General features: G+C 75.9%; 4 protein-coding genes. All 4 read right to left on the reverse strand.

Annotated features, from left to right (window positions below; translation table 11 throughout):
* Positions 1-43: 43 nt before the first annotated feature.
* A complete protein-coding gene (locus tag OG871_RS04615; protein ID WP_371494374.1) occupies positions 44-3,163 on the reverse strand; it encodes an amino acid adenylation domain-containing protein in 3,120 nt (1,039 codons plus the stop codon).
* Positions 3,153-8,654: an amino acid adenylation domain-containing protein gene (locus OG871_RS04620; protein WP_371494375.1), complete on the reverse strand. Its 5,502-nt coding sequence runs from the start codon at positions 8,652-8,654 to the stop codon at positions 3,153-3,155. The genes OG871_RS04615 and OG871_RS04620 overlap by 11 nt, the downstream gene beginning before the upstream one ends.
* Before the next feature lie 63 nt (positions 8,655-8,717).
* Complete coding sequence (locus OG871_RS04625) at positions 8,718-11,834, reverse strand: amino acid adenylation domain-containing protein (protein WP_371494376.1); 3,117 nt, start codon at positions 11,832-11,834, stop codon at positions 8,718-8,720.
* A 544-nt stretch (positions 11,835-12,378) separates the two neighbouring features.
* Entirely contained in the window at positions 12,379-13,710 is a 1,332-nt protein-coding gene (locus OG871_RS04630; protein WP_371494377.1) for a hypothetical protein, read from the reverse strand.
* Positions 13,711-13,789: the final 79 nt, after the last annotated feature.

The raw sequence follows: 13,789 nt of genomic DNA on the forward strand, positions 1-13,789 counted from the left end.
CTCGCGGGGTCGGTGGTCCGGTGGTTCAGGTGAGCCGGGTGGTTCAGGTGAGCCGGTCGGCGGCCTCGTTGTCGGTGAGGGCGTCGATCTCGGCGATCAGCAGGGCCTCGACGCGGTCCGCGAGGCCGGCCAGGACGGGGTTCTCGAACACGTCGCGGACGGTGATCTCCAGCCCGGCGAGCGCGCGGATCCGGGCGGCGACCCGGGTGACCCGCAGGGAGTCCCCGCCGAGCGCGAAGAAGTCGTCCAGGGCGCCCGCCTTGTCCACCCCGAGGACCTCCTGCCAGATGTCGGCGACCAGGAGTTCCGCGTCCGTACGCGGCGCCAGGTACTCGCCGGCGGCGGCCGGGTCCGGCTCGGGCAGGGCGTCGAGGTCGGGTTTGCCGTTCGGGGTGAGCGGCAGCCGGTCGAGGACGGCGAGGCCGCCGGGGACCATGAAGGACGGCAGGCGTTCGGCGAGGTGCTCCAGCAGTTCGGGGACACCGGGGGCCTCGCCGGGGGCGGGGACTGCGTAGCCGAGCAGCCGGTCCCCGCGGACCAGCACCACGGCGTGGGCGACCGCCGGGTGGGCGGCCAGCGCGTGTTCCACCTCGCCGGGTTCGATCCGGTAGCCGCGGAGCTTGACCTGGGTGTCGGTGCGGCCGAGGAAGTCCAGCTCGCCGTCCGGCCGGCGCCGGACCCGGTCGCCGGTGCGGTACATCCGGGCGCCGCCGCCCGCGAAGGGGTCCGGGAGGAAGCGGTCCGCGGTCAGGTCGGGCCGCCCGGCGTAGCCGCGGGCGAGGCCGGCGCCGGCCAGGAAGAGTTCGCCCTCGGTGCCGTCGGGCACCAGGTTGAGGTACGGGTCGAGGACGTAGCAGCGCACCCCGGGAAGCGGGCGGCCGATCGGCGGGCGGCCCGTGCGGTCGTTCAGCTCGGCGCTGGTGGCGATCACGGTGGCCTCGGTGGGGCCGTAGGTGTTGACCAGCCGGATCCGCCGGCCGTGCCGGGCCTGCCAGCGGTCGAGCGGGGCCCGTTCCACCGCCGAGCCGCCGAGCACCACCAGGCGCAGTGCCCGCGGCCAGCCGAACCCGTCCTCCAGCAGCACCAGTTCGTGCCAGTAGGCGGTCGGCAGGTCGAGGACGGTGACGTCGGCGCCGGCCGGGCTGCGCAGCAGGTCGGGCAGGGTCCGGCCGCCGCCCGGCAGCAGCACGCAGCAGGCGCCGGCGGCGAGGGCGGGCCAGAGTTCCTCGGCGTGGGTGTCGAAGCCGATGGAGGCGAACTGGACGATCCGGTCGCCCGGGCCGAGGCCGTAGCCCTCGCCGGCCATCCAGTCGATCCGGTCGGCGAGCGCGCCGTGTTCGACCACGACGCCCTTGGGCCGGCCGGTGGAGCCGGAGGTGAACAGGACGTACGCCGGGTCTCCCGCCGCGCCGCCCGGCACCGGTCCGGCCGGTTCCGCGGGCCGGTCGGCGGGGACGGTGAGCCGCGGCAGGCCGAGGTCCGGGGTGTCGCCGTTGGCGAGCAGCAGGCTCGCGCCGCCGTCCGCGACCAGCTGCCGGAGCCGTTCGACGGGGTGGGCCGGGTCGAGTGGAAGGTAGGCGCCGCCGGCCTTCCAGATCGCCAGCAGGGCGGTGACCAGCTCGTACGAGGGTGCGATCCGGACGGCGGCGACCCGGCCGGTGAGCGGGCCGATCCGCTCGGCCAGCAGCGAGGAGCGGCGGTCGAGTTCGGCGTACGTGAGGGTGCCGTCGCCGAGCGCGAGGGCGGGTGCGTCCGGGTGGCGGGCGGTCTGCTCGGCGAAGCGTTCCAGCAGCGTGCGGCGGACGGCGGGCAGGGCCGGGCCGGTGCCGCGGGCGAGGAGGTCGGCGCGCTCGCGGTCGTCGAGCAGCCAGTCACCGTGCACGGGGGTGAGCGGGTCGGCGGCGGCGCGGGTCAGCAGGGCGCGGTAGCGGCCGGCCAGGGTCTCGACGGTGGTGCGGTCGAACAGTTCCAGGTCGTAGGAGAAGGAGCAGGTCCACCCGGCCCCGGTGCGCCAGTTGTCGAGCAGCAGGTCGGCCTTGGCCCGGGCGAACCCGGAGTCCAGCGGGGCCAGTTCGACGCTGTCGGGGAGTTCGGCGGCCGCGCCGCCCCGCTCGGTCTGGCTCTGCAGGACGAACAGGGTGGAGAACGGCAGCCCGCCGGCCGGGGCGCCGAGGTCGGCGGCCAGGCGTTCCAGGGGGACGTCCTGGTGGGCCAGGGCCGCCATGGTGGCGGCCCGGACGCGGCGCAGCACGGTCCGGAAGTCCGGTTCGCCGCGCAGGTCCGCGCGGATCACGGCCGTCCGGGTGAAGTAGCCGATCAGGGCCTCGTGCGCGACCTCGTTGCGGCCGGCGAGCGGGGTGCCGACGGTGAAGTCCTGCTGCCCGGTCCACCGGCCGAGCAGGATGTGGTAGGCGGCGAGCAGCACCATGAACGGGGTGCAGCGCTCCTCGCGGGCCAGCCGGTCGACGGCCTCGGTCAGCTCGGGGCCGAGGACGAGGTCGGTGAACCCGGCCGGGTGGGCGGGGTGTTCGGGGCGCGGCCGGTCGGTGGGCAGCCGGAGCAGCGCGGTACCCGCCAGCCGGGCCTGCCAGTGGGCGTACGCCTGCTCGGCCGCGTCGGCGTCCAGCCGGGCCTCCTCGGCCCGCGCGTAGTCGCCGTACTGGAGCGGGAGTTCGGGCGGTTCGAGCCCACGGTAGCGGGCCAGCAGCTCCTGGTGGAGCAGCCCGGCCGACCAGCCGTCGGCCGCGATGTGGTGCAGCACCAGGCACAGGGCGTGGTCCCGCTCCCCCGCGCGGACCAGGACGGCGCGCAGCGGCGCCTCGGCGGCGAGGTCGAAGGGCGCGTTGACGTACGGGGCGACGGCCTCGGTGAGCTCGCGTTCGCCCGCGCCGGCGGGCAGTTCGCGCAGGGTGAGCGGGACGGGTGCGGGCGGGTGGACGACCTGGCGGGGCTGCCCGTCCACGACGGTGAAGCGGGTGCGCAGGATGTCGTGCCGGGCGGCGAGGCCGTCGAGGGCGGTGCGCAGCCGTGGCAGGTCGAGCGGGCCGAGCCAGCGGTGGGCGAGGTAGAGGTGGTAGCCGGTGTCGTCGGGGTCGAGCTGCTGGAGGAACCAGAGCCGGCGCTGGTCGATCGTCAGCGGGTGGGTGGTCGGTTCAGCGGTCATGGGCCACCTCGTCCTTCGTGCGGGCTTGCAGGGTCTCCAGGCCGACCAGGTCGTCGGAGACGGCGTCGGGGACCTCCTCGTCGAACCGGGCGAGCACCGGGATCCGCAGGCAGACCAGCGCGAGCAGGGCCATGGCGAGGCCGAACAGCAGGTAGACCAGGCCGATGCCGCGGCCCGCGCCGGTGCCGATGACCTGGCCCACGGTGGAGGCGAGGGCGCCGTGCTCGTCCATCAGGGGCTGCAGCAGGCCGGGGGCGGCCGGGGCGACCACGGCGAAGCCGATCGGCAGGGTGGACCAGGCGACCATGGTGTTGACCGCGATGATCCGGCCGTGGAAGCGCAGCGGCACCTTGGTCTGGATGATGGTGGCGTAGGTGCCGTTGAGCAGAGCCAGGCCGAGCGTCATGCCGAACGCTCCGAGCGCGACCAGCGGCAGGGCGGGGCGCAGGCCGGTCAGCACGCAGGCGGCGGCCAGGCCCAGGGTGGCGACCATGACCCCGCGCAGCCGGTCGCGGCGGGGACCGCCCCAGATCAGCAGGGTGAGGCCGCCGGCCACGGCGCCGGCGCCGGCCGCCATGGCGACCCAGCCGGTGGCGGGCAGGTCGGCGAAGGACAGCACCAGCGGGGTGGTGAGCAGGAACAGCGGCGAGAGGAAGACGTTGAGGACGGCGAAGAAGACCAGCATCGCCCGGAAGTGCCGGCTGCCGAGCGAGCGCCGGAAGCCGGCCCTGATCTCCTCGACCACGCTCTCCCGGCGCCGCCACGCCATGGCCTGCGGGAAGCGTACGGCGAGGGTGATGCCGACGGCGGCGGCGTAGCTGACCACGTCCAGGGCGAGGATGCCGCCGAGGCCGATGCCGGCGAGCAGGCCGACGGCGAACAGCGGGACGAGGAACTGGGCGAAGCCGAGCGCCATCTGGACGATGCCGTTGGCCCGGCCGAGATAGCGCTTGGGGACCAGCTGCGGCACGGCCGAGCCCCAGGCGAAGCGCTGGAAGGCGAGGGCGAGGGAGAGCAGCGCGATGAGCACGTAGGCGTGGCCGACCCGGAGGCTGCCGGTGAGGTGGAGCACCAGCAGGACGGCCTGGACGGCGCCCGCGGCGAGGTCGCCGCCGAGCATCACCCGGCGCCGGTCACCCCGGTCGACGACGGCGCCGGCCAGCGGGGCGGCGAGGATGCCGGGGACGAGGGCGCAGGCGGCGAGCAGTCCGAGGTCGGCGAGTGAGCCGGTCCGCAGGTAGACCCAGATCGGCAGGGCGAACTCGGTGAGCGCCGAACCGATCATCGAGAGCTGCTGGCCGGTGGCGACGGCGAGGAACCGCCCGAGGCCGGGCCGCACGGTGTGGTCGGCGGCGGTGGGCCGCCGCGGTTCGGGCGAGCGGGACACACCCTCCAGCCACCAGGTGGCGGCCGGGGTGCGGGCGTGCTCGCGCTCGGTGCCGGCCGCGATCGCGGGATGGACCCGGGTGAGGACGGTGGCCAGTTCCCGGGCCCGGTACTTGAGGAAGAAGTGGCCTGCCTCGTCGAGCACCACCACGCCGGTGGTGTCGCTGAGCCGGTGCCACTCGCGGTAGCGCTCCTGGTAGAACTCGGTGGCGGGGTCGCGTTCGCCGGCGATCGCGATGACGGGCGCCCTCAGCCGGCCGCCCTCGGTGCGGAACAGCTCGCCGAAGTAGCGTTCCGCCTCCTTGGTGCCGACCCGGCGGTTGCGGACGATCAGGCTGAGCTGTTCCGGGGTGAAGTCCTCGACGTCGAGGCCGGCCGCGGTGAGCGCGTTGACCATGTCCTGGTCGCTGCGCAGCCGGTCGACCAGCGCGCCGAAGCGCTCGGAGAGGGCGGCGCCGCGGCCTTCGGGGCGGGCGAACGGGAAGATGCCGCCGAGGTGCACGGCGTCCACCTCGCGGCCGGCCGCCTCCAGTCGGCGGGCCACCTCGACGATCAGCATCACGCCGAGGCCGCAGTGGCCGTAGAGCACGATCCGGCCCTCGACGCCGGCCAGGATCTCCGCGGCGGTCTCGGCCGCGACCTCGTCGAACGGGCGGGCCTGTTCGCCGAGTTCGTGGCCGGGTACGGCGAGCGAGTGCAGCGCCCAGTCGTCCGGGAGGGCGTCGGCGAGCGGCTTGTAGATCAGCGCGCTGCCACCGCCGTAGGGGGCGCAGACGATCGAGCCGGTGGTGCGGGTGCGCTGCGGGGTGAGGCGGTGCAGCAGCCGGCGCGGGCCGCGGTCCTCGGCCGAGGAGCCGAGCAGGGCGGCGAGGGCGCGCACGGTGGGGTGCTGGAAGAGGTCCATCACGCCCAGTCCGGCGGCCTGTTCGGGCCGGGCGCGGCGCAGTCGGGCGACCACCTGGGTGGCGAGCAGGGAGTGGCCGCCGAGTTCGAAGAAGTCGTCCAGTGCGCCGACCCGTTCGAGGTCGAGCAGGTCGGCCCAGAGGTCGGCGATCACCTGTTCGGTGTCGCCCTCGGGTGCCAGGTACTGGGCGGTGCCGAGCGGGCCGTCCTCGGGGGCGGGCAGGGCGGCCCGGTCGACCTTGCCGTGGGCGAGCAGCGGCAGCCGGTCGAGGACCACCCAGCGGGCCGGGACCATGTAGTCCGGCAGGGTCTCCAGCAGGCGGGTGCGCAGGTCGGCGGCGGCGGGCGGTCCGCCCTGGCCTGGCCACTCCAGGTAGCCGACCAGCTGCTGCTTGACGCCTTCGCCGCGGGCGAGGACGACGGCCTGGGCGATGCCGGGGACGGCGGTCAGCGCGGCCTCGATCTCGCCGGGTTCGACCCGGTAGCCGCGGACCTTGATCTGGTGGTCGGCCCGGCCGAGGAACTCCAGTTCGCCGCCGGGCCGGTGGCGGACGAGGTCTCCGGTCCGGTACATCCGGGCGCCGGTCTCGGAGGTGAACGGGTCGGGCAGGAAGCGGTCGGCGGTCAGGTCGGGCCGGCCGAGGTAGCCGCGGGCCAGGCGGTCGCCGCCCAGGTGCAGCTCGCCGACGACGCCGGGCGGGACGGGCCGCAGCCGCTCGTCGAGGACGTAGCAGCGGGCCCCGGCGAGCGGGCGGCCGATCGGGGTCGAGCCGTGGGCGGGCGCGGGCCCGTCCGCCCGGACCTCGTGCACGGTGGCCCCGACGGTCGCCTCGGTGGGTCCGTAGTGGTTGAAGACGGCGCACCGGCCGAGCGCGGCGAGGCTGTGGGCCCAGGCCGCCGGGGCGGCCTCGCCGCCGAGCACCAGGGCTCTGCGGGGCAGCAGCTGCCCGGTGGGGGCGTCGGCGGTCAGCGCGGCCAGGTGGGAGGGTGTCATCTTGAGGTAGTCGATGCCCGACTCGGCCATTCGCAGGGCGAGTTCGGCGCCGGAGATCCGTCGCGGCAGCAGGTGGATCCGGCCGCCGGTGGACAGGCCCAGGTAGAGCATGGTGAGGCTGAAGTCGAAGGCGAGGGACTGCAGCAGCGCGTACGAGGCGCCCGGCTCGATCCGCAGCCGTTCGCGCGCCCCCGCCAGGTAGTTGAGGATCTGCCGGTGCTGCACGGCGACGCCCTTGGGCCGGCCGGTGGAGCCCGAGGTGTAGATGACGTAGGCGAGGTCGTCCGGGCCGGCCCGCTCGGGCAGCGGTGCGCTGCCCGCGGCGGTGTCGGCGGTGGCGTCCGGCGCCAGGACGGGCCCCGGGAATCGGGGTGCTGCGGCGGCGCGCACCGGGTCCGCGACCAGCACCGCGGCCTCGGCGTCGGCGAGCAGGAACTCCACTCTGCTGACGGGCTGTTCGGGGTCGAGCGGGAGGTATCCGGCGCCCGCCTTGAGGGCGCCGATCATGGCGACGGCCAGTTCCGGCGACTGCTCCAGGCAGATCGCGACGACCGTGCCGGGGCCGATGCCGAGCGCCAGCAGCCGACGCGCGAAGCCGGTGGCCCGGCGCTCCAGCTCGGCGTAGGTCAGGGTCTGCGCGCCGAGGGTCAGGGCGGGCGCGTCCGGGGTCAGCGCGGCGGCCCGGGCGAGCAGTTCGGTGAGGGTGTCGGGCCCGTCTGCGGGCAGGGCGGGGCCGGCCGCCCAGTCGGCCAGCGAGGCGTCCTCGCCCTCCGCCAGCAGGGGCAGCTCGCCCACCGGGCGGTCGGGGTCGGCCAGAGCGGCGCGCAGCAGGACCTCGAAGCGCTCGGTCAGCCGCTCGACGGTGGTGTGGTCGAACAGGTCGGTGCGGTAGGTGAACAGGCCGTACAGGCCGCCGTCGGCCTCGTCGCGCAGGTACAGCGCGAGGTCGTGGTGGGTGGTGGTGGCCCGGTAGCCGAAGCCCTCCGAGCGCGGCGGGCCGGCCGGCGCGACCGGGGCCTGCTCGCCGTAGTTCTGGAAGGCGAAGGTGGCCTGGAAGACGGCGGCCCGGCTGACGTCCCGTTCGACGGCGAGGTCGCCGACGATCTGCTCGAACGGCACCTCCTGGTGCGCGTAGGCGTCCAGGGTCCGTTCGCGGACCCGGCCGACCAGGCGTCCGAAGCCCAGCTCGGGCGCGAGCCGGGCCCGGATCGGCAGCATGTTGACGAAGATGCCGACCAGGGCTTCGAGTTCGCGGTGCAGCCGGCCCGCGACCGGCGAGCCGACCGCGAAGTCCCACTGCCCGCTGTGCCGGGCGAGCAGCGCCTGGTACGCGGCCATCAGCACCATGTAGCGCGAGGCGCCGTACGCGCGGGAGAGCTCGGTGATCCGCCCGGACAGCTCGGCGTCCCAGCGGAACTCGTGCGCGGCGCCGGCGAGGCCGAGGACCGGCGGGCGGGGGCGGTCGGTGGGCAGTTCCAGAGCCGGGACGCCGTCCAGTTCGGTGCGCCAGTACGTCCGCGAGGCGGCCGACGTGCCGTCCGCGATCCGCTCGCGCTGCCAGGCGGCGTAGTCGCCGTACTGCAGCTCGGGCGCGGGCAGGCCGTGCGGGGTGCCGTCGGTGTGGTGCGTGTGCAGGGCGTCCAGCTCGCGCTGGAGCAGGTCGATCGACCAGCCGTCGCAGACGATGTGGTGCAGGACCAGGGCCAGCACGTGCTCCTGCTCGGCGAGGCGCACCAGCAGGACCCGCAGCAGCGGGCCGCTCGCCAGGTCGAACGGCTCGGCGATGAGCGCCTCGACGGCCTCGGCGGCCCGCCGGTCGGGGTCCTCGTCCCCACTCGCGTCCAGGAACCGGGCGGTGAACGGCGCCGGGTCGGCGACCAGCGCGTACGCGGTTCCGTCCGCGGTGGCGGGGAAGGCCGTGCGCAGGCTCTCGTGCCGGGCCAGCAGGTCGGTGAGCGCGGCGTCCAGCGCCCGGCGGTCGTACGGGCCGTGGATGCGGCGGGCGGGGGCCAGCGTGTACGCGGTCGAGCCGGGGGTGAGCTGCTCCATGAACCACAGCCGTTCCTGGCTGCTGGAGAGCGGCGCCGGCGTCCCCGCGGGCCTGGGGTGCACCGTCCGGGCGGGGCCTCGGGCGCCGCGCAGCCGCTGCGTCAGCAGGGCCCGTTTGGCGTCGGACCAGCCCGTGGTCGGGGGCTGGGTTTCGGTCATCGTCATCCTGTTCGGGATCGGGGAGGCGCGCTTTGCGGGCGCCGGGCGAGTGGGCGGGCGCGGTCAGCGCAGGCGGGCCAGGGCCTCGGCGATGCCGGCCACGGTCGGGGTGTCGAAGAAGAGGTCGAAGTCGACCTCCACACCGAGGGATTCGCGGATCCGCGCGGAGATCTGAATGATCGTCAGCGAGTGTCCGCCGAGGTCGAAGAGGTCGTCCTGCGGGCCGACCCCGGGCAGGCCGAGCACCTCCGACCAGATCGCGCACAGGGTGGCGGTGAGCTCGTCCCCGGGGGTGCCAGGCGCGAGGTCGGCCTCGGCGGCGGGTTCTGCGGCGGGCGGGGCGGGCAGGGCCCGGCGGTCCAGCTTGCCGTTCGGGGTGAGCGGCAGGCTCGCCAGCGTGACGAACTGCGCGGGCACCATCGCGGCCGGGAGCGTGCGCCGCAGGTGGTCCCGCAGGTCGGCAGGCTCGGCAGGCTCGGCAGCGACAAGGTAGCCGACCAGCCGGGGCTCGCCGTGGGCGTCCGGGTGGACGGCGACGGCGGCCTGTGCGACGTCCGGATGGTCGAGCAGCGCCGACTCGATCTCGCCGAGCTCGATCCGGTGGCCGCGGATCTTGACCTGCTGGTCGATCCGGCCGAGGTAGTCCAGGGCGCCGTCGCCCGTCCGGACGACCAGGTCGCCGGTGCGGTAGAGCCGGGCGCCGGGCGGGCCGAACGGGTCCGGGACGAAGCGGTCGGCGGTCAGCTCGGGCCGGCCCAGGTAGCCGGACGCCAGGCCGTCGCCGCCGAGCAGCAGTTCGCCGGGCAGGCCGACGGGCACCGGCCGGAGCCGCCCGTCCAGCACGTACGCCCGGGTGTTGGCGATCGGGCGGCCGATGCCGACCCGGTGTGGCGCGGCCGGGATCTCGGCGCAGGTCGACCAGACCGTGGTCTCGGTCGGGCCATAGACGTTGAGCAGCCGTGCCACGACGGCCCGCAGCTCCCTGGCCAGCGGCAGCGGGAGTGCCTCCCCGCCGGCCAGGGCGGTCAGGCCGGTGCGACCGGGCGCGGCGGCGAGCACGACCCGCCAGCCGGAGGGCGTGGCCTGGGCGTGGGTGACGCCCTCGGCGGCGATCAGCCGGAGCAGGCCCGGCCCGTCGACGGCCAGGCCGTCCGGGGCCAGCACCAGGCGACCGCCGGTGGTCAGCGGGAGGAACAGCTCCAGGGCGGAGATGTCGAACGAGAGCGAGGTCAGGCCGAGCCAGACGTGCCCGGGGCCGGAGTCCAGCCGGTCGGCGAAGGAGCCGAGCAGGTTGGCCAGCGCCCGGTGCCCGACCACCACGCCCTTGGGACGCCCGGTGGAGCCCGAGGTGTAGAGCACGTAGGCGGTGTCCCCGGGCGCCGGATGCGCCGGCGCCTCGCCCGCCCGTTCCCCCGGAAGGTCGCCCAGGTCGAGCACCGCCGGTACGGCGGCGGCGAGTTCGGCGGTCGGCCCGCGGTCGGTGAGCAGCAGCGCGGCGCCGGAGTCGGCGAGGATGTAGGCGAGCCGCTCGGCGGGGTACGCCGGGTCGAGCGGGAGGTAGGCGGCGCCGGCCCGGAGCACCGCGAGCAGCGCGACCGGCAGCGCCGCGGTGCGGTCGAGGTGGACGGCGACCAGGGAGCCGGCGCCGATGCCGCGGGCCCGCAGCACGGCCGCGAGGGCGTCGGAGCGTTCCATCAGGGTGCGGTAGTCGAGGCTGCCGTCGGCGGCGGTGACGGCGACGGCGTCGGGGGTGCGCCGGGCCTGCCGTTCGACCAGGTCGACGACGGTACGGTCGGCCGGGTAGGCGGCGGCGGTGTCGTTCCAGCCGTCGAGGACGGCGTGCCGCTCCGCCTCACCGAGCAGCGGGAGTTCGGCGAGTGGGCGTTCGGGGTCGGCGACGGCGGCGTCCAGCAGGGTGGCGAAGTGCTCGGCGATCCGGCTGGCGGCGTCCGGGGGCAGCACGGCCGGGTCGTACTGGAGGGCGATCAGCGCGCGGTCCGGCTCGTCCACCACCTGGATGTTGAGGGTGGTGCGGGCTGCGTGGTTGAACACCGCCCAGTCCACGGCGGCGGACGTTCCCTCGAAGACCGGGTCGGCGCCACGCCGGCGGTAGCTCAGCGTGACCGGGGTGAGGCCCACCCGCGGGGTCAGCCCGCGGACCACCGTGCCGAACGGCACGGACCGGAAGCGGTACACCGCGCGCAGCTGCGCGCGCACGGCCCGGGCGAATCCGGCCAGCCCGGTGGTCTCCTGGTCCACGGCCGGTACGGGCAGCGGGAGTTCGTTGACGTGCAGGCCGACGGCCGCGCGCTGCGCCGGGCCCCGGGTGGAGAGCGGGACGGCGATCGAGGCGCCCTCGTTCCCGTAGCGCAGCAGCAGGGCGTGCGCGGCGGCCAGCAGCAGTTCGAAGACGCTCACCCCGGCCGCCGCTGCGGCGGCGCGCAGGGCCCGGTGCTCGGCCGGGCCGAGCAGCCGCTCGACACTCTCGCCGAGCGGCTGGCCCGGTCCGCCGCCCGGGCCGGCCGGTCGGCCGGTGCCGGGCAGCGCGACCTCGGCCCGGTCGGTCCAGCGCTGCGCGTACCAGTCGGCGGCCTGCCGGACCAGGGCCGGATCGGGTTCGGCGAGCGCTTCCAGCGCGGTGGCGAGGGCGGTCTCCGGGTCGGCGGCTCCGGCCGGCCGGGCGGGGGCGCGGCCGGCCAGGCGGGCGTTGTAGGCGGTGGCGAGGTCGGCCAGCAGGACCTCCTTGGACATGCCGTCGAACACCGCGTGGTGGACCACCGTCAGCAACTCGGCACGGCCGTCCGGGCGGTGGAACAGGGTGGCGCGGGCCAGCGGGCCGGTGCCGGGCCAAAACGGCCGGGCGATCTCGGACTCCAGCCGCTTCGCGAAGTCCTCGGCGCCGGCGCCGGTCGTATCGGCCACGGCCAGTGACGGGCGCTCGTCGGCGGTGCGCAGCCGCAGCGCGCCGTCCTGCTCCACCAGCGTGCAGCAGAGCGCCGGGTGGCGGTCGAGTACGTCCTCCCAGGCGTGGCCGAGGGCCGCCGGGTCGATCCGGTCGAAGGCCGTGCGCACCGGCATGTGGTAGTTGCGCCCGGCCAGGCCGAGGCGTTCGGTCAGCCAGACTCCGTGCTGGGCCGACCCGGCCAGGGCGGACGGACGGGCCGCGTTCTGTTCAGGCATCGCTGCTCACTTCGGGTGGTGGGTGCTGCGGGAGCGAGGAGCCGTGGCCGTCCCGGTGGTCGGGTCACGACGGGGAGGAGGGCGACCGCCTCGGGGGTACGCGCCGCACGCCGCCCCGGAATTCCTCGGTCGCCCCGGGCTTCCTGATGTGCCGTCAGGGGATGGAAGCACAGCCGAACGGTCGAGCCCCGGTGATTCACATCAGTTCATATTGGTCCAGACCTGCGGAGAGACTGGCATAGACCAAAGGAGGCGTCAAGGGTCGCCCGACCTGCCCTGACGGTCAGTAACTCAGCATGTCCAGAGCAAAATTGACGGTGCGGATCACGACTGCTGGCGGCCTCCCCGGGAGAGGCCCGGGTCCGCACACGGACCACCTCGACCGCCGAAGCCGTCTGGCGCCCGCCCTTCGTACGCCGTGCGGTGGAGACGACGAGGGCCCCGACCGCCTGGGCAGGCGGTCGGGGCCCTCGATCGGATGGCGCCGGGTGACGGTCGGTCGACGGTGAGCACCGCCTTGCTCATTCCGGAGGAGCGGGATCGTTCACGCGGCCGCAACGCGGCGGGCCGCCGCCCGGTGACGCACCAGCACCCCCACCAGTACCACCAGCAGGGCCCCGCCGTACACGGGTTGCTGGGTGTCGCCGCCGACCAGGTAGAGCACCGCCCCGGCGGCCGGCACGGCCAGCCACTCCCAGCGCCCGTCCAGCCCGACCAGCGCCACCACCAGCAGGCCGTACCAGGGGTAGTTCGGCGCGGCCAGCAGCAGGGCCGTCCCGGTCACCAGCAGCGCACCGCCCCACGGCCGCGCCGGGTCGCCCCGTCGCAGCACGTGGAACACCACGACGAGCAGCACCAGGGCCGCCGCCCAGGGCGTGAGCACGGACGGCACCAGCAGCCGCACCAGTCCGAACCGCGCCACGTCGGCCCGGTCGTAGCCCTCCTCCCGCAGGTACCCGGGCAGGTAGCCGAGCACGCCGGCGCCGGACAGCGCCAGATACGGCAGGTAGGCGAGCGCGACGGTGGCCAGCGCCAGCACGGGCAGCAGCAGGTCGCGCGGGCGCGGGCGGCGCGCCAGCACTCCGGAGAGCGCGCCCGGCAGGGCCACGGCGGGGACGAGCTTGACCGCGATCGCGGCCCCGAACAGCACCCCGCCCGCCGCCACCCAGCCGCGGACCGCCGCGAGCAGGGCGGCGACCAGCAGCAGTGCGCCCAGGGTGTCCACGTGCGCGTCGTTGACGGCCCACAGGGCGACCCCCGGGCACCAGCCCCAGAGCGCCGCCCGCACCGGCCGGCGCCGGGTCAGCAGCAGGCCGGTGGTGGCGACCGCGAGCAGCGCGCCGCCGAGCTGGACGGCCCGTACACCGCCGCCGAGGCCGTGCAGGCCGAGGAACCAGGCCTCGGCCACCGGCGGGTAGATGGTCGGCACGGCGGGGCGGTTGAGCCGGCTGCACTGCCCGGCGGCCGTCCGCCGCTCGTCCCAGCCGCTGCACGGCCCGGCGGGCGGGAAGAGGTCGGGGGCCCGTCCGCGCAGGCCGGCCAGCGCGGGGTCGTCGGGCGCGTACCGGTACGGCGAGATGCCGGCCGCCTGCACCCGGCCGTCCCAGACGTAGCGGTACGCGTCGTCGCTGGTCCGGGGCGGGGCGAGCAGCCCGGTGGCGGCGACGGCGATGCTGCCGGCCAGCACCAGGGCCGCCGCCCGGCGGGGCGGCACCCGGCGGAGCAGGGCGACGGCGAGCCCGAAGAGCAGCAGGTCCGCCAGGTACCAGCCGTACAGCGGGCCGGGCCGGCCGAGGGTGCCGCCGCCGGTGACGGTGCCGGCGAGGGCGCCCACCAGGGCGAGCAGGGCGGCGGACGGGAGGAGGAGTCGTGGCACCCGGCCACCCTGCCACCGCGCCGCCGCCCGCGGCCGGATCGCGCGGCCGCCGTTCGACTTCCGTAAGGCCCCGCCTGCG

The sequence above is a fragment of the Kitasatospora sp. NBC_00374 genome, assembly GCF_041434935.1.
In the GTDB taxonomy this organism is placed as follows: domain Bacteria; phylum Actinomycetota; class Actinomycetes; order Streptomycetales; family Streptomycetaceae; genus Kitasatospora.

What these genes read in the sequence shown, in the direction of transcription:
- OG871_RS04615 (WP_371494374.1), bottom strand. Translation starts at nt 3,163, where the DNA reads ATGACCGCTGAACCGACCACCCACCCGCTGACGATCGACCAGCGCCGG.
- OG871_RS04620 (WP_371494375.1), bottom strand. Translation starts at nt 8,654, where the DNA reads ATGACCGAAACCCAGCCCCCGACCACGGGCTGGTCCGACGCCAAACGG.
- OG871_RS04625 (WP_371494376.1), bottom strand. Translation starts at nt 11,834, where the DNA reads ATGCCTGAACAGAACGCGGCCCGTCCGTCCGCCCTGGCCGGGTCGGCC.